Origin of the sequence: Streptomyces sp. NPDC048277, assembly GCF_040652235.1 — a bacterium.
Lineage (GTDB): Bacteria > Actinomycetota > Actinomycetes > Streptomycetales > Streptomycetaceae > Streptomyces.
On sequence record NZ_JBEZLQ010000015.1, the window covers coordinates 35,857 to 51,732 of the forward strand.

Sequence of the window (15,876 nt, forward strand, 5' to 3'; positions counted from 1 at the left end):
ACCGCGCGAAAGTCGGTTCCTGTCCGGCTCCACGGACGGCGAGGGGCATACGGTTCGACATATATACGCTTTTGTGAGTTTTCTTCGCATGGGCGATGATCGGACTTATGTCCCGGGGTTTCCGAAAACGTGATCCAAGGGTCGATCCGGATCGCTCCGAGCGCCGTGTCCCTGGTAGAGGAACCCTTTCGACCGCGGACGAGGAACTGCTGCGCACGCTGTACGCGGAGCACGCAGGACCCCTCTTCCACTACGTGCTGCGACTGACATCGGGAGACCGGCAATGGGCGGAGGACGTCGTGCAGGAGACGCTGCTGCGGGCGTGGCAGCACCCCGCCGCGTTCGAGCCCGCACGCGGCCCGGCCCGGGCCTGGCTGTGCACGGTCGCCCGGCACCTGGTCATCGACGCCCACCGGGCCCGGCGGGCCAGGCCGGCCGAGGCCGGCGGCGAAGCCCTGGAGCGGGCCGCCGAGCAGACGCCGGGCGAGGACGAGATCGAGCAGGCGCTGCAGAGCTGGGCGGTCGCCGACGCCCTCCGGGCGCTGTCCCCGGACCACCGTGCGGTGCTGCTGGAGACCTACTACCGGGGACGGACCATGGCGGAGGCCGCACAGGTGCTGGGCATCCCGCTGGGCACCGTGAAGTCACGGACGTACTACGCCCTGCACGCCCTGCGGCTGGCGCTCCAGGAGCGGGGGATCGAGCCATGACCGTGGAGTGCGGGAGGTGGCGACCGTGAGCGCGGAGCACGACGCCCTCCGGCTGGCGCTGGGCGGATACGTCCTGGGCACACTGCCCCCGGCGGACAGGGAACAGGTGCGCGTCCACCTCGTGGGATGCGACGAGTGCCGGGCCGAACACCTGCGGCTGGCGGGACTGCCCGCGCTGCTGGCGACGGTGACCGCGGCCGAGGTCGAGGCCGAACCCGAGGTCGCGGGCCGTGCGATGCCGGCGGCCGACGGGGACCTGGCCGACCGGCTGGTGGCCCAGGCGGCCGAGAGCGCGCAGGGCTCCCCGCCCGCACGGCCTGTGGTGCCTGCGGTGGTGCCGGCGCCGCAGGCGGGTGTGCTGGAGAGGCTGCTGGGGCAGGCCGCGGCCCGGCGGCGCAGGACCTGGCGTCTGCAACTGGCCGGTGCCGCCGCCTCCTTGACGTTCGTCGCGGCGGCGGTCGGCGGCACCTGGCTGGCGGCCGTCGGATCCGTGAGCAGTCAGGCGGCGCCGCCCGGGGCGACCGCGTCGACCGCCTGGCGCACGTTCTCCGGAAGCGATTCCGCCACCGGTGTCTCCGCCTCGGTGGACGTCTACCCCTCCGCCTGGGGCAGTGTCCTGCGGGTCCACGCCAAGGGGGCGCCCGCCGGAATCACCTGCCGGCTGCAGGCGGTCGGGCCCGGCGGCGCCCGGGTGGACGGTGCCACCTGGCGGGCGGGCGAGTACCCTCCCGGCACCACGGTCCAAGGGGCGGTCGCCATGTCCCCGGGAGCCATCGAGCACTTCGAGATCCTCGCGGGCAACGGCCAGAAGCTGGTCACCGTCCGCGCGTGAGGCGTTGACGACCGACGTCGGCAGGAAGCCCGACAAGAAGCCCGGCAAAAGGTGCGAATTACTCGAACCGCCGGGCGTGCGCCATCCGTGGAACTGAATGAGCGCGCCCATGCAGGACGGGCCCGCCGACCGCCCCGATATAGCCGGCGGTCTCCCCCCCGTTCCGATCTCCGCACCTCCACGGAAGAGCCAGAAGACCATGTACGTGACCGATTCGCCCCACCCGGGTTCACTGCTCGGCGGGCCCTGCCGACACCAGGCGCTGCTCACCCTGCCCGCGCAGGAGGCGCACGTCTCCGCCGCCCGTCACTTCGCGGCCGATCTGCTGGAGACCTGGAGCGTGCCCGCGAGCGAGCGGGACTCCGCCGTTCTCATCGTCGACGAACTCGCCGCCAACGCCGCCCAGTACGGCCGCGAGCAGATGACCCTGTCGCTCGTCCTCGACGACGGCACGCTGCACATCGTGGTCACCGACTCCGGTACGACGGTGGAGCGCCGTCGCCGCGACGCGGCTCCCGACGAACACGGCCGCGGCACCGGCATCGTCCAGTACCTCGCCCAGTCGACCGAGGTCCGCCAGACACGCGGCGGCCGCGAGGTCCGCGCCTGTCTGAGGTGTTCGGCATGACGGGCCTGGATGTCCCGGGCGGCCTGGGCGTCCCGGGCGAGCCGCGGCGCCGGGTCACCGGACGCCCCCGCGCGTGGGCCTTCGCGACCCACAAGCCGTGCCCCGTCGACGGCTGCCCGGGTCCGGCCGGGGTTCCCCCGCGGTCCGCGGCGCATCCGGCGGCCCCCGCTCACCGGGACTCCGACCACGGCCCCGACCACGACCCCGACACGGTGCCGTGCCGACGCTGCGGCACCGGCCCCCGCGTACCGGCGGAGTGGTGACCATGGACGTCACCCCGGACGGCCGCGCGGAGACCGGCGCCCCGACCGCGTCCGAGGCCTACACGAACGCGCCCGACCTGCGCCGCGAGATGCACCAGCTGCTCGCTCTCGGGGCCGAACGCGACGGCCGCCGTGCCGGGCCCGGCACCGGCCCCCCGGCCGACGTGACGGCCGACGCGACGGCCGCCGAACGGGCCTGGCTGCTGCGCCGGGCGGCCCTCATGGACCGGATGGCCCTGCGCGGCGGCCCCGGCCCGGCCGCGGCCGCCGCGGAGACCGCCGAGCAACTTGTCCGGCACGACCGCCGCCATCCCGGCCTGGTGGCCGGCCCGTGCCGCCCCGACGCGGTCGCCCCCGGCCGCCGCCGCTACGTCCGTCAGGAGTACGCCGCCTGGACGGCCGCCGGGCGCCCCGGCACCTGAACCGGCGAGTACGGTCACCGGACACTACGCCGAGCGAAGCAGGTCAGCCGATCAGCTCGGCGTACGCCTCCGTGCTGCTGTCCTTCAGGAACTGCAGGCAGCGCTCGTGCTCGTCCTTCTCGTCGATCTCACCGGCGGCGCGGGCGAGCGCGGCGAGGCAGCGCAGGAAGCCGCGGTTGGCCTGGTGCTCCCAGGGGATGGGGCCGTGCCCCTTCCATCCGGCGCGGCGCAGGGCGTCCAGCCCCCGGTGGTAGCCGGTGCGGGCGTAGGCGTACGACTCGACGACCGCGCCGCGCCCGAACGCATCGTCGGCGAGCAGCGCCCAGGCCAGGGAGAAGGTCGGGAACTTCGCGGCGACCTCGGCGGGAGCCAGCGACTCCTCGTCCAGCAGGCGGTACGCCTCTTCGTTCACCGGCAGATGGGTCGGCTCCGGGCCACCGAGCAGGTTCTTGTGCGTCGTCATGGCGCCAGTCTGCCACCGCCGGGAACCTCACCACGCGTCCCGTCGCTTTCCGGAACGCCGTCCCCTGTGCGGGCGCATTCCGGTGCTCCCGACAGGCGGGCCTTGCAGGATTCGGGTTACGTTGCGGAAGATGCCGGTGGGGACCGGGGCCCCCGTGTCGGCATCGGCAGGGGCGGACCGCTACCCGGAGTACAACAGGAGACAGCGATGTCCCATGAGGCTCTCGAAACGAACGAGCCGGAGACCCCGCATCTCGACTTCGCCGGCACGACGCCGTACGAGGACTACGTCAAGGCGGACGTGCTCACCCACCTCCAGCACACCCTCTCCGACGATCCCGGAGAGATGGTCTTCCTGGTCACGACCCAGGTGATGGAGCTGTGGTTCACGGTCATCGTGCACGAGTGGGAGACGGCCGCGGCGGCGCTGCGCGGCGACGACATCCCCACCGCGATCGCCGCGCTGAAGCGTTCCACTCGCGAACTGGAGGCGCTGAACGCCTCCTGGAGGCCGCTCGGCCAGCTCACCCCCGCCCAGTTCAACTCCTACCGCTCCGCCCTCGGCGAGGGCTCCGGCTTCCAGTCGGCGATGTACCGGCGGATGGAGTTCCTGCTCGGCGAGAAGTCCGCGTCCATGCTCGTCCCGCACCGCGGCGCGCCCCGTGTGCACGCGGAACTGGAGAAGGCGCTGCACGAGCCGAGCCTCTACGACGAGGTGGTACGGCTGCTCGCGCGGCGGGGGCACCCGGTCCCGGACGAGGCGCTGCACCGTGACATGTCACTGCGGTACGAACCCGTCGACGCCGTCGAGGCCGCCTGGACCGCCGTCTACGCGGGCGACGAGGACGCCGAACTCGCCCGCCTCGGCGAGGCACTGACCGACGTCGCCGAACTCGTCTGGCGCTGGCGCAACGACCACCTGGTCGCCACCCGCCGCGCGATGGGCGCCAAGCCCGGCACCGGCGGCTCGGCCGGCGTCGCCTGGCTGGAGAAGCGCGCCCGCAAGAACGTGTTCCCGGAGCTGTGGACGGCGAGGTCCCATGTCTGAGCTGACCCTGAGGGCGGAGAAGCTGGACGGCGCGGACGAACTCGCCGAACTCCGCTCCCGCTTCGTCCTCGACGATGTCGTCTATCTCGACGGCAACTCACTGGGCGCCCTGCCCGCGCACGTCCCCGGCCGGGTCGAGGACGTCGTCCGGCGCCAGTGGGGCGAGCTGCGGATCCGCTCCTGGGACGAGAGCGGCTGGTGGACGGCGCCGGAGCGGATCGGCGACCGGATCGCCCCGCTGGTCGGCGCGGCGGCCGGCCAGATCGTGGTCGGCGACTCCACAAGTGTCAACGTTTTCAAGGCACTTGTGGGTGCGGTACGGCTGGCAGGGGAGGGCCGGGACGAGATCCTCGTCGACGCCACGACCTTCCCCACGGACGGGTACATCGCCGAGTCGGCGGCCCGGCTGACGGGCCGTGCGCTGCGGCCGGTGACGCCGGCCGAGGTGCCCGCCGCACTCGGCGACCGCACCGCGGCCGTGCTGCTCAACCACGTCGACTACCGCACCGGACGCCTCCACGACCTGCCGTCCCTGACCGCCGCGGTCCACGCGGCCGGGGCCGTGTCCGTCTGGGACCTGTGCCACAGCGCGGGCGCGCTGCCGGTGGGCCTCGACGAGCACGGGGTCGACCTGGCGGTCGGCTGCACGTACAAGTACCTGAACGGCGGCCCGGGTTCACCCGCGTACCTGTACGTCCGCCACGGGCTCCAGGACCGCTTCGACTCCCCGCTCCCCGGCTGGAACTCGCACGCCGAGCCCTTCGGCATGAGCCCGTCCTACGCCCCCGCCCCCGGCGCGCTGCGCGGTCGTGTCGGCACCCCGGACATCCTCTCCATGCTGGCCCTGGAGGCGGCGCTGGAGGTCTGGGACGGGGTGCCGGTGGCGGCCGTACGCGCCAAGTCCCTCGCCCTGACGGACTTCTTCCTGGAGTGCGTCGAGGCGTATCTCCCGGAAGACCGCGTCGAGTTGGTGACCCCGGTGGCGCACGAGGAGCGCGGCAGCCAGATCGCGCTGCGCTGCCCCGACGCCGGGGACGTGATGAGACGGCTCATCGAGCGGGGCGTGGTCGGGGACTTCCGGCACCCCGACGTCCTCCGCTTCGGCTTCACCCCGCTGTACGTCGGATTCGCGGACGTGGAGCGGGCGGCGCGGGTGCTGGGGGAGGTGGCGGGAACGGCCGTCGCCTAGGACGGGCCCTGGCGACATGACGACATAGTCATCCCGGTGCGGGGGCCGGGACGGTACAGAACCGTTCAATACTCACCGTGCGTCACATCCACGTGTCCCCGCACGTCACCGGGCTGATACCGTCCCGGCCAACGGCCGAATTCCCCACCTGGTCCGCCAATGTATTTACGTCGCTGAGAGGTTGGAGAAATGCCGGACGACGCCGCAGCAGCCCGGGCCACCGCCGAGCAGGAGTCGGCCTTCTCGCACCCGCATGTCGCGCCCGACGCCACGGCGGCCTACGGCGACCACCCCGACCAGGTGATCGACTTCTACGCCCCGCGGGTCGAGGAGCCGTCGGCCCCGCTGGTCGTCGTCCTGCACGGGGGCGCGTGGCGCGCGCCGTACGACCGCGGCCACATCACCCCCTTCGCCGACTACCTGGCCCGGCGCGGCTTCGCGGTGGCCAACGTCGAGTACCGGCGCGGCGCGGCGCTCCCCGCGCAGGGCGGTACGGCCCCGGTCGCCGGGCGCTGGCCGGACACCTTCGACGACGTAGCCGCGGCCCTCGACGCCCTGCCGGACCTGGCCCGCGAGGCGCTGCCCCAGGCGGATCTCCGCCGTACGGTCCTCACCGGGCACTCGGCGGGCGGCCACCTCGCGCTGTGGGCGGCGGCGCGGCACGTGCTCCCCGCCGACGCCGCGTGGCGCACCCCCGCGGCGGCCCCGCTGCGCGGGGTCGTGGCCCTGGCCCCGATCGCGGACTTCGCGATGGCCGAGAAGCTGGACGTCTGCGGCAACGCGGCGCTCCAACTCCTGGGCGGGGAGGACAAGTTCACCGACCGCCAGCGCTACGCGGACCCCGCGCTCCTCCTCCCGACCGGCATCGCGACCACCCTCGTCCAGGGCCGCGCGGACGTGGTCGTCCCGCAGGCGGTGGCGGAGGCCTACGCCGACGCGGCGGCCAAGGCGGGCGAGGTGGTGGGCCTGACACTGCTGGAGGACGTCGGCCACTTCCCCCTCATCGACCCGGCGGCGGACGCCTGCGCGGTGGTGGCGGAGGAAATCGCCCAACTGGCCTGGTGAGAACCCCACCCTGAGCCTTCCCCCACATACCCGTAGTACCTGAGAGCTACCTCCAGGATGAGCTCCCTGGCAGGACGCGGACGACGCCCCTTGCTCCGTAACTTCCCGATCAGACAAGCCCACCGACCGGGCGAACTGAACGGGGAGGCCCACCATGCCAGACACGACGGGGGAACGGGGGAGGGCTGCTGCCGGGGGGCCGAGCGGTTTGCGGCGCCTGCTCCTCAGCTGCGGGCGATCGCGCGTCTGGGGCGGCAGGGCTCGGCGCCTACTCCCTAGCTGCGGGCAGTCGTGCCTCCCCCAGAGCCTTGAGGGCCTGGGAGGTGCCCCCACGGGCGGCACGGGTGGGCGCAGCGGCACCCCGCCAGCGCGGGCGAGCGAAACCCCCAGCCTCAGCCACACCCACCTCGCGCCCCCAGCACCGGCCAGCGACACCCACCTCACCGACCCGAGCCCCGCGCTCCACGCACCGGCCAGCGACACCCACCCCACCGACCCGAACCCCACACTCCACGCACCGGCGGCAAGCGCACCCCCACTCCCAAGACGCCGCACCCGAAGGCCGCGCCGCACCGCCCTCGCCGTGCTCCTCACCGCCGCCGTGGTCCTCCCCCTCTCCGCGGCCACCCAGCCCCAGATCCCCGCCCCGCCTCCCGCGGCCCTCCCCACCCCCCTCACCCCGGCCACCCTCGCCACCGCCTACAAAGCCAACCGTGAGAACGCCGCCGAAGCCGCCCGCATGGCCGCCGCCGACGGTGACGCCTCCCGCGCCGCCGCCGACCGCACCCTCGCATCCCCCGGCCGCCACCTCCTCCGCTTCGACGCCCGCGGCACCGGCCAGGCCACCGAAGTCCTCGGCGACCTGGCGCAAGCCACCCGCGTCGCCGTCCTCGTCCCCGGCTCGGACACCACCCTCGACACCTACGCCCGCTTCCACACCGCGGCCGAGTCCCTGTACCGACGCCTCACCCACGACCAACCCCGTACCCCCACCGCGGTCATCGCCTGGCTGGGCTACAAAACGCCCGCCACGATCAGCACCACGGTCCTCACCCCGGGCCGAGCCGACCAAGCGGCCCCACACCTGGCGGAGTTGATCCGCGAACTCCGCACCCTCACCGCCCCCGCCCCCGGGCCCGCGGCGATCTCCCTCCTCTGTCACTCCTACGGCACGGTCGTCTGCGCCCGGACCGCCCCCGCCCTCACCGGCCTCGGCGTCACCGACATCGCCCTGGTCGGCAGCCCCGGCACCGGCGCCGCCACGGCCGCGGCCCTGCACACCTCCGCCCGCGTCTGGGCGGCCCGAGGCGCCGGCGACTGGATAGCCGAGGTACCGCACATCGACGCCGACCTCTTCGGCACGACCGTCGGCTTCGGCACGGACCCCGTGTCCCCACCCTTCGGCGCCCGCGTCTTCGCGGCGGGCCCCGGCGGCCACAGCGACTACTTCACCCCGGGCTCGGTCTCCCTGGCCAACCTCGCCCGGATCGTCCTCGGCGAGACGACGGAGGTCACCCGTGCGTAAGCCACCACCGCCCCGCCTCACCCACGGCATACGACACCTCGCCCACCGTATGGACACCAGCACCCCGCCCGACCGCGACCGCGCCGTGGACGCCCTCCGCGCGTTCGCCGTCCTCGGCGTGGTCCTCGGCCACTGGCTGGTCACGGCACTGGTGGCGGACGGCGGCCGACTGCACACCAGCAGCCCCCTCCAGTACCTGCCCCGACTGGCCCCGATCTCCTGGGCGTTCCAGACCCTGGCCGTGTTCTTCCTGGTCGGCGGTCATGTCGCCACCCGCAGCCACACCGCCGCCCAGGCGAAGGGCATCCCCTACCACCGCTGGCTGACGTCCCGTCTGTCCCGCCTGTTCAAACCGGTGGCCGCACTCCTCACCCTCTGGACGATCGCGACCACCGCCCTCCTCCTCTCCGGCACCGACATCACCACCGTCCGCACCCTCGCCAAACTCGCCCTGTCCCCCCTGTGGTTCCTCGTGGTCTTCGCGGCGCTGACGGCGGCGACCCCGCTCGTCACCCGGCTCAACCCGCTGTGGCCGCTGGCCGTCGTCCTCCATGTGGACCTGCTCCGTTTCGGCTTCGGCGCCCCGCCCGGCCTCGGCTGGGTGAACCTCGCGGCGGGCTGGCTGGTGCCGTACACCCTGGGCGCCGCGTGGACACGCGGCGAGCTCGACCGCCCGCGCGCCGGCTGGGTGCTGCTCATCGGCGGTACGGCGGCGACGGCCGCGCTCATCGCCTGCGCGGGCTACCCGGCCTCGATGGTCGGCGTCCCCGGCGCCTCCGTCTCCAACCTCGACCCGCCCACCCTGGCCGCCGTCACCTTCGGCCTGGCGCAGTGCGGCCTGGCCCTGCTCCTGCGCGAGCGGCTGCGCCGTACGATGCGACGGCCCCTGGTCTGGGCGGCGGTGGCCTTCGTGAACCTCTCCGCGATGACGATCTTCCTCTGGCACCAGACGGCCCTGATGGCGACCACCGCCACCGGCCTCCTGTTCGGCCACCTCCCCGGCCTCCACACGGCCCCCGACCACCTCACATGGGTCGCGGCCCGTCTGCTCTGGCTCCCGGCGTTCGCCCTGGCCCTCGCCGTCTGCTGGGCGGCGTTCCACACCTACGAGCACCCCGGCACCCCACGCCGTTCCCGCACACACCCCCGTACCCGCTCGCGCGCCGGCCGCTCACGCATCGTCAGAACGCACCGCTCGTCCGATCGGGCGACACCGACGGGCGCCCGTCATGTCTAGGCTGAACGGTGTGACGGAGACGGGGATCCGGCGGGCGGAGTGGACCGGCCGTGTGCTGCGCTGGCTGCGGATACTCCGCGACGACCTGTGCACCGTCCGCCTCGACCCGCTGCCCCCTTCCGTATGGCTGCGCTGGCTGCCGCACGGCGTGCTGTGCCTGGCGGCGTTCGGCATCACGGTGGGCGGCATCGCGCAACTCGACACCAACGGGCATCTGGGGTCCGGTCTCGCCTTTCCGCTCGGGCTCGCGCCCGGCGCCGCCGTGGTCCTGGCGATGTGGCGGCCCGTCCCGGCATGGTGGCTGTCGACGGGAGCCATGCTGGTGGGCGCCGTCGCGGTGCGCGGCCGGCTGGGCCTGGCACCGGAGGCCCCCTTCACCTGGCCCTGGACCACGGCCGGGATCATCGCGCACCTGCTGGTCCTGCTGCTGCTCGCGCTGCGGGTCCGCCCCCGGGTGGCCGTCGAGGCCCTGGCCGTGACCGTCCTGCTCACCTGGCTCCTCGACGGCGTCTGGGGCGCCCCGCCGCACCAGTCCACCTCGGTGGTCACGGTCGTCCTGGCCGTGATCGTCGTGGCGCTCGGCACGGCGCTGCGGGGCCGCCGCGAGGCGCGCGCGGAGCTCGGCAGACAGGCCTCGCTCACCGAGGAGGAGCGGGCCCGGCGCACGCTCCTGGAGGAGCGCAGCCGTATCGCCCGCGAACTGCACGACGTGGTCGCCCACCACATGTCGGTCATCTCGATCCAGGCCCAGGTCGCCCCACACCTGGTGGAGAACCCTCCGGACGAGCTGAGGGAGAACCTCGACGGCATCCGGCACAACGCGCTGGAGGCGCTGACCGAACTGCGCAGAGTGCTGGGCGTCCTGCGCTCCGAGAGCCCCGACGAGGACGCGCCCGACGGCACCGGCACCGGCCCGCACAGCCCGCAGCCCACCCTGGACCGGCTGGACGCGCTGGTCGAGAACACCAGGGCGGCCGGTCTGACCGTCACCACCCGGATCAACGGCGCGCGCCGTCCGATGCAGTCGGGTGTGGAACTGTCGGCGTACCGGATCGTGCAGGAGGCGCTGAGCAACGTCCTGCGGCACGCGCCGGGAGCCACCGCCCATGTCGAGATCGAGTACATCCCCTACGGGTTGCTGGTGTCCGTCGCGAACTCGCGGCCGACCCGGCCCGCGCCGTCGTCGCCGGGCGCCGGGCACGGACTGCTCGGCATGCGGGAGCGGGCCGCGATGCTCGGCGGGTCGCTGACGGCGGGACCGCGGGCGGACGGCGGCTACCGGATCTTCGCGGAGCTCCCGGCCACCGCCCGCGGCACCCGCCTGGTACCCGGCCCCGCCCCGGACCCCACCACCGGCACACCCACCACCGGCACACCCGCTGCCCCCGACCCGAAGGACGACCGCGCATGACGAGCAGCAGTGGCAGCCCCATCCGTGTGGTCATCGCCGATGACCAGCAGATGGTCCGGCAGGGCTTCACCGTGCTGCTGAACGCCCAGCCCGGTATCGAGGTGGTGGGCCAGGCGGTGGACGGCCTGGACGCGGTGGCCAGGGTCGCCGAACTCACCCCGGACGTCGTCCTCATGGACATCCGCATGCCCGAGCTCGGCGGCATCGAGGCCACCCGTCGTATCGTCGGCGAACGCCCGGACATCAGGGTCCTGGTGCTCACCACCTTCGACCTGGACGAGTACGTGTACGAGGCGTTGCGGGCCGGCGCGTCCGGGTTCCTGCTCAAGGACGCCTCCGCGGACAAGCTGGCCGAGGCGGTCCAGGTGGTGGCGGCCGGTGACGCGCTGATCGCGCCCGGCATCACCCGGCGGCTGATCGCCCAGTTCTCCCAGCTGGACGGCGGCGGGGTGCGCGCCCCGCTGAAGACGCGCGTCCGCGATCTGACCGAGCGTGAGACGGAGGTCCTCACGCTGATCGCGCAGGGTCTGTCGAACGCGGAGATCGCCGAGCGGCTGGTCGTCGCCGAGCAGACCGTGAAGACGCACGTGGGCCGCATCCTGGTGAAGCTCGGCCTCAGGGACCGCACCCAGGCGGCGGTGTTCGCCTACGAGTCGGGGCTGGTACGGCCCTCCGGCTACTGACCGGCCCGCAGTCCCCGTAGTACCTGAGAGGGATGCCCGAGGACCCTTCTCACTGGTGACGACGGTGACCCCGCCCTCCGCCTACGGTCGTGTACGTGACCGAGACGACCCACACGCACTCCACGCCGCCGGAGCCGCAGGACGGCGCGTTCGAGCCGTACAAGCCGCGCAGCCCGGAGTTCCGGGCGGCGATGGACGCCCTGCGCGGCCTGCGGCAGGAACTGTTCCACGACGCGTTCGCCTACCGTCCGCTGCCGCGGGCGGCCACCGACGGCCCGCTCGCCCGCCGGGTCCCCGGCAGGCTGCGGGAGTACACGGCCTGGGGACCGCACGCCCTGATCGGCGCGGCCGGCCTCGTCGCGATGCTCATCGCCTCGGACAACGGCTTCGACTCCGCGGCGGTCAACCTGGTGCTCGGCCTGCTCGCCCTGGCCCCGGTCCTGCTGACCATGGTGCGGCCCGTCGGCGCGTTCTGGCTGTCGATGGCGGCGACCCCGGTCGCGGCCGTCCTCGGGAGCGAATGGGGCAGCGAGTGGCCCTGGCTGTCCGGCAGCTTCGCCTGCCACCTGTTCGTGCTCACCATCGTGGCGATACGGACCAGGCCGCGCACGGCGGCCTGGATGTGGGTGCTGACGGCGGTGTACGGCGTCATGGCGGAGACGGTCTTCCGCGGCGGCCACTACTTCGGCTCCGACACCATGGGGCTGCTGTTCCTCTCCGCGCTGTCCCTGCTCGGCGTGACCGTCCGGCACATACGCAGCGAGGCCCGGCAGGAGGTGAGCGCCCAGCAGACGGTGACCGCGCACGAGCGTTCCCGGCGCACCCTGCTGGAGGAGCGCACGACGATCGCCCGCGAGCTGCACGACGTGGTGGCCCACCACATGTCGGTGGTCGCGATCCAGGCGGAGGCGGCCCCGTACCGGGTCGAGAACCCGCCGCCGGAGCTGGAGAAGGCGTTCGTCACGATCCGGGAGAACGCGGTGGCCGCGCTCACCGAACTGCGCCGCGTGCTGGGCGTGGTCCGCGCCGAGGACTACGAGGCCCCGGACGCCCCGCAGCCCACTCTCGCCGACCTCGACGCCCTGCTCGCCAATGTGCGGGAGGCGGGCCTGGCCGTCGACAAGGCCGTGACCGGCGCGGTCCGTGAACTCCCGCAGGGCGTGGAGCTGTCGGCCTACCGCATCGTCCAGGAGGCGCTGAGCAACACCCTGCGCCACGCGCCCGGTGCGAGCGCCAGGGTCGAGATCGGCTATGTCATCGGCGGCCTGGGTCTGCGGATAGTCAACGACCCTCCGCCCCGGCCGGCGCTCCTCAAGCCGTCGCCCGGCGCCGGCCACGGCATCACGGGCATGCGGGAGCGGGTCTCGATGCTGAACGGCGAGATGACGGCGGCCCCGACACCCCAGGGAGGCTATGAGGTGACGGTGTTCCTGCCGGTAGTCCCCACCGCCGAAGGTGACGCATGACCATCCGGGTACTGATCGCGGACGACCAGATGATGGTGCGCGAGGGCTTCTCGGTCCTGTTGAACGCGATGCCGGACATCGAGGTCGTCGGCGAGGCGGTCAACGGCCGGGAGGCGGTGGACCGCGTCCGTGAACTGACTCCCGACGTGGTCCTGATGGACATCCGCATGCCCGGGATGAACGGCATCGAGGCGACCCGGGAGATCGTGGCCGCCGACAGTACGGCGAAGGTCCTGGTCCTCACCACCTTCGACCTGGACGAGTACGTCTACCAGGCCCTGCGCGCCGGAGCCTCCGGCTTTCTCCTCAAGGACGCCTCGGCCCGCCAACTCGCCGACGGGGTCAGGGTGGTGGCCACCGGCGAGGCCCTGCTCGCCCCTTCGGTCACCAGACGTCTGATCACGGAGTTCGCCAGGCTCTCCGGCACCTCGCGCATGATGCCCGCGGCCCACGCGGCCTACGGCGACCTCACCGACCGCGAGACGGAGGTGCTCATCCTCATCGCGCACGGCCTCTCCAACGCGGAGATGGCCGAACGCCTGGTGGTGGCCGAGTCCACCGTCAAGACCCACGTCAGCCGCATCCTGGTGAAGCTCGGCCTCAGGGACCGCACCCAGGCGGCGGTGTTCGCGTACGAGGCGCGGCTGGTGACGCCGGGATAGCGCACATGCCGTGAGCACAGTCGTTATTGCGGTTCGGTCGCGAACGGTACAGGTGTGGACACAGTGCGCTCAAGTTGTGTTTGAATGGTGAAGGAATCAGCCAGGTGGCTTGTTTCGGCCGCCTGTTAACTCCCTTTTCATCCAGCTTTCGCCTTCTTGGAGTCACCCCCGTCCCCACCGCGCCCGCATCCCCGGCGGGCGCCGCCGCCGTCCCTGTTTCGCGTGAAGAAAGTTGCCGCGATGACCGCTGAGGTGTCCGAGTTCCACTACGGCCTGATCACCCCGATAGCCGCCTACCTGATGGCCTTTCTGGGCGCCGTGCTGGCCCTGCGCTGCACGACCCGTTCGATAGGCCGCGGGCGCGGCCAGAAGAAGCTGGGCTGGCTCGCTCTGGGGGCGGTCTCCCTCGGCTGCGGCATCTGGACCATGCACTTCATCGCGATGATCGGGTTCAGCGTGGACGGCGGCCTGGTGAGTTACGACTCCGGCCGGACGCTGCTGAGCCTCTTCGTCTGCATCGCGGTGGTCGCCGTCGGCGTCTTCCTGGTCGGCTACCGGGGTTCGGGCCCCGTCACCCTGGGCACCGCGGGCGTGCTCACCGGTCTCGGGGTGGCGGCGATGCACTACCTCGGCATGACGGCGGTGAACACCGGCGGCGATGTGCACTACGACACCACGGTCGTCGTCCTCTCCGTGGTGATCGCCGTGGTCGCCGCGACCGCCGCGCTCTGGGCGGCGGTGTCGATCAGCGCGGTCTGGGCGACCATCGGGGCCGCCCTGGTGATGGGCGCGGCCGTGTCGACCATGCACTACACCGGAATGGCCGCGGTGAGCGTCCATGTGGCCCAGATGCAGTCGGGCGGCCAGTCCTCGACGAGCCTGCTGTCCTTCCTGCTGGTCATGCTGGCCGGCCCGGTGGCGGCCCTGATCCTGGCGGGCGCGATCGTCATGTTCGACCCCGAGGTCGTGGGCGGCCAGCGCGACTGGCACCCCGCGGAACGCCAGGAGGCCGTGGCGGGCCGACGATTCACCGCGTGAGGTCCGCGCGCGGCGACAGGACGTTCGACAGAAGGTTCGGCAGGGCGCTCAGCGTCATCCCGGCCGCGCCGATCCACAGCGTGGCCGGCGCGCCGAACACCGAGCCCGACGCGCCGCCCAGGAGGCCGCCGAGCGGGATGCCGCCCCAGGAGACGAAGCGGGCCGTCGCACTCGTCCGGCCCAGCAGCCGGTCCGGTGTGAGGGCCTGCTGCAGGCTCGACTGGGCCACCACGCGCACCACCCCGCCCAGGGAGAGCGCCGCGAGTCCGAGCGCGGCCACGTCGGTGCTCCAGCCCGGCCGCGCCATCGGCAGCAGCGCGGTCAGCGGGCAGGTGACCAGTGGGGCCAGCCAGATGACCGTGCCCTGACCCAGCCGCCGCGAGACCCGGGCGGCCAGCAGAGCCCCCAGCAGCGCACCGCACCCCATCCCCGACAGGACGAGGCCGATACCGGAGGGCGAAAGCCCCAGTGCCCGCTCCAGCTGGACCAGCAGCATGGTCTGGTAGATGACGAGGAAGAGGTTGAACATCGCGTCGCCCAGGATGATCGGGCGCAGGGCCGCATGACCGAGAGCGAACCGCAGGCCCTCCGCGATGTCCCGTCCCAGCCGCGGGCGTTCACCCGTCTCCGGCCGCTCCTCCCGGCTGCGGATGCCGATCGCGAGCAGACCCGACAGGGCCATCCCCAGCGAACTCGCCAGCAGCGCCGCGGGGGCCCCGAACCCGCCCACCAGCGGCCCCGCCACCGCCGGGCCGCCGATGGCGGTCACCGAGCGGATCGCGGAGAGCTTCGCGTTGCCTTCGACGAGGCGGCCGCGGCCCACCAGATGCGGCAGATAGCTGACGTGGGCGACATCGAAGAAGACGGTCAGCACGCCGTGCGCCAGTGCCACGGCACAGAGCCACCCGAGGGTGAGCAGACCCGCCCACCAGGCCACCGGGACCGTCAGCAGGAGCAGCGCCCTGGCGAGGTCGGCGGCGATCAGTACCGGCCGCTTCCGCATCCGGTCCACCCAGGCGCCCGCCGGCAGCCCCACCAGGAGCGAGCCCGCCGTGGTCGCCGCGGTCAGCAGACCCACCTGGAACGGGCCGGCGTCCAGGGTCACGAGCGCGACCAGCGGCAACGCCAGGAAGATGACGCGGTCGCCGAGCTGACCGAGTGCGGTGGCGGCGAAGAGCCGGCCGAAGTCCGGGTCGCGCAGGAGGCCGGCGGTCAGGGGAGGGCGGTCCATCTCC

At 73.0% G+C, this 15,876-nt stretch carries 17 protein-coding genes; 15 read left to right on the plus strand and 2 right to left on the minus strand.

Annotated elements, in window-relative coordinates; genetic code table 11:
* The first annotated feature begins 107 nt into the window (after positions 1 to 107).
* The 5 genes from AB0D85_RS29850 to AB0D85_RS29870 all read left to right on the plus strand — a co-directional run bounded on the left by AB0D85_RS29850 (position 108) and on the right by AB0D85_RS29870 (position 2,855).
* Positions 108 to 710, plus strand: coding sequence for a sigma-70 family RNA polymerase sigma factor (locus AB0D85_RS29850; RefSeq protein WP_362326812.1), 603 nt, complete (start codon positions 108 to 110; stop codon positions 708 to 710).
* Positions 711 to 735: 25 nt separating this feature from the next.
* Positions 736 to 1,542 (plus strand): zf-HC2 domain-containing protein, encoded by an 807-nt coding sequence (locus AB0D85_RS29855; protein WP_362326815.1) that lies wholly within the window; start codon positions 736 to 738, stop codon positions 1,540 to 1,542.
* 199 nt (positions 1,543 to 1,741) lie between these two features.
* Positions 1,742 to 2,170: an ATP-binding protein gene (locus AB0D85_RS29860; protein WP_362326818.1), complete on the plus strand. Its 429-nt coding sequence runs from the start codon at positions 1,742 to 1,744 to the stop codon at positions 2,168 to 2,170.
* Positions 2,167 to 2,433, plus strand: a complete 267-nt coding sequence (locus tag AB0D85_RS29865; protein ID WP_362326821.1) for a hypothetical protein — start codon at positions 2,167 to 2,169, stop codon at positions 2,431 to 2,433. The genes AB0D85_RS29860 and AB0D85_RS29865 overlap by 4 nt, the downstream gene beginning before the upstream one ends.
* Before the next feature lie 2 nt (positions 2,434 to 2,435).
* Positions 2,436 to 2,855 carry a hypothetical protein gene (locus AB0D85_RS29870; protein WP_362326824.1) on the plus strand — a complete coding sequence of 140 codons (420 nt, stop codon included), beginning with the start codon at positions 2,436 to 2,438 and terminating at the stop codon, positions 2,853 to 2,855.
* A gap of 43 nt (positions 2,856 to 2,898) precedes the next feature.
* Here AB0D85_RS29870 and AB0D85_RS29875 read toward each other — a convergent pair whose 3' ends face one another.
* On the minus strand, positions 2,899 to 3,318 hold the full coding sequence (locus AB0D85_RS29875) for a DUF3151 domain-containing protein (RefSeq protein ID WP_362326827.1): 420 nt from the start codon (positions 3,316 to 3,318) through the stop codon (positions 2,899 to 2,901).
* A gap of 207 nt (positions 3,319 to 3,525) precedes the next feature.
* Here AB0D85_RS29875 and AB0D85_RS29880 point away from each other — a divergent pair, with 207 nt between their 5' ends.
* The 10 genes from AB0D85_RS29880 to AB0D85_RS29925 all read left to right on the plus strand — a co-directional run bounded on the left by AB0D85_RS29880 (position 3,526) and on the right by AB0D85_RS29925 (position 14,641).
* Positions 3,526 to 4,365, plus strand: a complete 840-nt coding sequence (locus AB0D85_RS29880; protein ID WP_362326830.1) for a tryptophan 2,3-dioxygenase family protein — start codon at positions 3,526 to 3,528, stop codon at positions 4,363 to 4,365.
* Positions 4,358 to 5,554: a kynureninase gene (gene kynU, locus AB0D85_RS29885; protein WP_362326833.1), complete on the plus strand. Its 1,197-nt coding sequence runs from the start codon at positions 4,358 to 4,360 to the stop codon at positions 5,552 to 5,554. The genes AB0D85_RS29880 and kynU overlap by 8 nt, the downstream gene beginning before the upstream one ends.
* A gap of 189 nt (positions 5,555 to 5,743) precedes the next feature.
* Positions 5,744 to 6,619 (plus strand): alpha/beta hydrolase, encoded by an 876-nt coding sequence (locus AB0D85_RS29890; protein WP_362326836.1) that lies wholly within the window; start codon positions 5,744 to 5,746, stop codon positions 6,617 to 6,619.
* 583 nt (positions 6,620 to 7,202) lie between these two features.
* Positions 7,203 to 8,144, plus strand: coding sequence for an alpha/beta hydrolase (locus AB0D85_RS29895; RefSeq protein WP_362326839.1), 942 nt, complete (start codon positions 7,203 to 7,205; stop codon positions 8,142 to 8,144).
* A 49-nt stretch (positions 8,145 to 8,193) separates the two neighbouring features.
* The gene (locus AB0D85_RS29900; RefSeq protein ID WP_362327317.1) at positions 8,194 to 9,381 is read left to right on the plus strand and encodes an acyltransferase; all 1,188 of its coding nucleotides are present in this window, start codon (positions 8,194 to 8,196) and stop codon (positions 9,379 to 9,381) included.
* The gene (locus tag AB0D85_RS29905) at positions 9,374 to 10,792 is read left to right on the plus strand and encodes a sensor histidine kinase (protein WP_362326842.1); all 1,419 of its coding nucleotides are present in this window, start codon (positions 9,374 to 9,376) and stop codon (positions 10,790 to 10,792) included. Before AB0D85_RS29900 ends, AB0D85_RS29905 begins: the two co-directional genes overlap by 8 nt.
* Positions 10,789 to 11,475, plus strand: a complete 687-nt coding sequence (locus AB0D85_RS29910; RefSeq protein ID WP_362326845.1) for a response regulator transcription factor — start codon at positions 10,789 to 10,791, stop codon at positions 11,473 to 11,475. The genes AB0D85_RS29905 and AB0D85_RS29910 overlap by 4 nt, the downstream gene beginning before the upstream one ends.
* Positions 11,476 to 11,570: 95 nt before the next feature.
* Entirely contained in the window at positions 11,571 to 12,941 is a 1,371-nt protein-coding gene (locus AB0D85_RS29915; protein ID WP_362326848.1) for a histidine kinase, read from the plus strand.
* The gene (locus AB0D85_RS29920) at positions 12,938 to 13,603 is read left to right on the plus strand and encodes a response regulator transcription factor (RefSeq protein ID WP_362326851.1); all 666 of its coding nucleotides are present in this window, start codon (positions 12,938 to 12,940) and stop codon (positions 13,601 to 13,603) included. Before AB0D85_RS29915 ends, AB0D85_RS29920 begins: the two co-directional genes overlap by 4 nt.
* 240 nt (positions 13,604 to 13,843) lie before the next feature.
* The gene (locus AB0D85_RS29925) at positions 13,844 to 14,641 is read left to right on the plus strand and encodes an MHYT domain-containing protein (RefSeq protein ID WP_362326854.1); all 798 of its coding nucleotides are present in this window, start codon (positions 13,844 to 13,846) and stop codon (positions 14,639 to 14,641) included.
* Here the strand turns inward: AB0D85_RS29925 and AB0D85_RS29930 are convergent.
* Positions 14,631 to 15,872 (minus strand): MFS transporter, encoded by a 1,242-nt coding sequence (locus AB0D85_RS29930; protein WP_362326857.1) that lies wholly within the window; start codon positions 15,870 to 15,872, stop codon positions 14,631 to 14,633. The genes AB0D85_RS29925 and AB0D85_RS29930 overlap by 11 nt on opposite strands.
* Between the last annotated feature and the right edge of the window lie 4 nt (positions 15,873 to 15,876).

What these genes read in the sequence shown, in the direction of transcription:
- AB0D85_RS29850 (WP_362326812.1), top strand. Translation starts at nt 108, where the DNA reads ATGTCCCGGGGTTTCCGAAAACGTGATCCAAGGGTCGATCCGGATCGC.
- AB0D85_RS29860 (WP_362326818.1), top strand. Translation starts at nt 1,742, where the DNA reads ATGTACGTGACCGATTCGCCCCACCCGGGTTCACTGCTCGGCGGGCCC.
- AB0D85_RS29865 (WP_362326821.1), top strand. Translation starts at nt 2,167, where the DNA reads ATGACGGGCCTGGATGTCCCGGGCGGCCTGGGCGTCCCGGGCGAGCCG.
- AB0D85_RS29870 (WP_362326824.1), top strand. Translation starts at nt 2,436, where the DNA reads ATGGACGTCACCCCGGACGGCCGCGCGGAGACCGGCGCCCCGACCGCG.
- AB0D85_RS29875 (WP_362326827.1), bottom strand. Translation starts at nt 3,318, where the DNA reads ATGACGACGCACAAGAACCTGCTCGGTGGCCCGGAGCCGACCCATCTG.
- AB0D85_RS29880 (WP_362326830.1), top strand. Translation starts at nt 3,526, where the DNA reads ATGTCCCATGAGGCTCTCGAAACGAACGAGCCGGAGACCCCGCATCTC.
- kynU (WP_362326833.1), top strand. Translation starts at nt 4,358, where the DNA reads ATGTCTGAGCTGACCCTGAGGGCGGAGAAGCTGGACGGCGCGGACGAA.
- AB0D85_RS29890 (WP_362326836.1), top strand. Translation starts at nt 5,744, where the DNA reads ATGCCGGACGACGCCGCAGCAGCCCGGGCCACCGCCGAGCAGGAGTCG.
- AB0D85_RS29900 (WP_362327317.1), top strand. Translation starts at nt 8,194, where the DNA reads ATGGACACCAGCACCCCGCCCGACCGCGACCGCGCCGTGGACGCCCTC.
- AB0D85_RS29905 (WP_362326842.1), top strand. Translation starts at nt 9,374, where the DNA reads ATGTCTAGGCTGAACGGTGTGACGGAGACGGGGATCCGGCGGGCGGAG.
- AB0D85_RS29910 (WP_362326845.1), top strand. Translation starts at nt 10,789, where the DNA reads ATGACGAGCAGCAGTGGCAGCCCCATCCGTGTGGTCATCGCCGATGAC.
- AB0D85_RS29920 (WP_362326851.1), top strand. Translation starts at nt 12,938, where the DNA reads ATGACCATCCGGGTACTGATCGCGGACGACCAGATGATGGTGCGCGAG.
- AB0D85_RS29925 (WP_362326854.1), top strand. Translation starts at nt 13,844, where the DNA reads ATGACCGCTGAGGTGTCCGAGTTCCACTACGGCCTGATCACCCCGATA.
- AB0D85_RS29930 (WP_362326857.1), bottom strand. Translation starts at nt 15,872, where the DNA reads ATGGACCGCCCTCCCCTGACCGCCGGCCTCCTGCGCGACCCGGACTTC.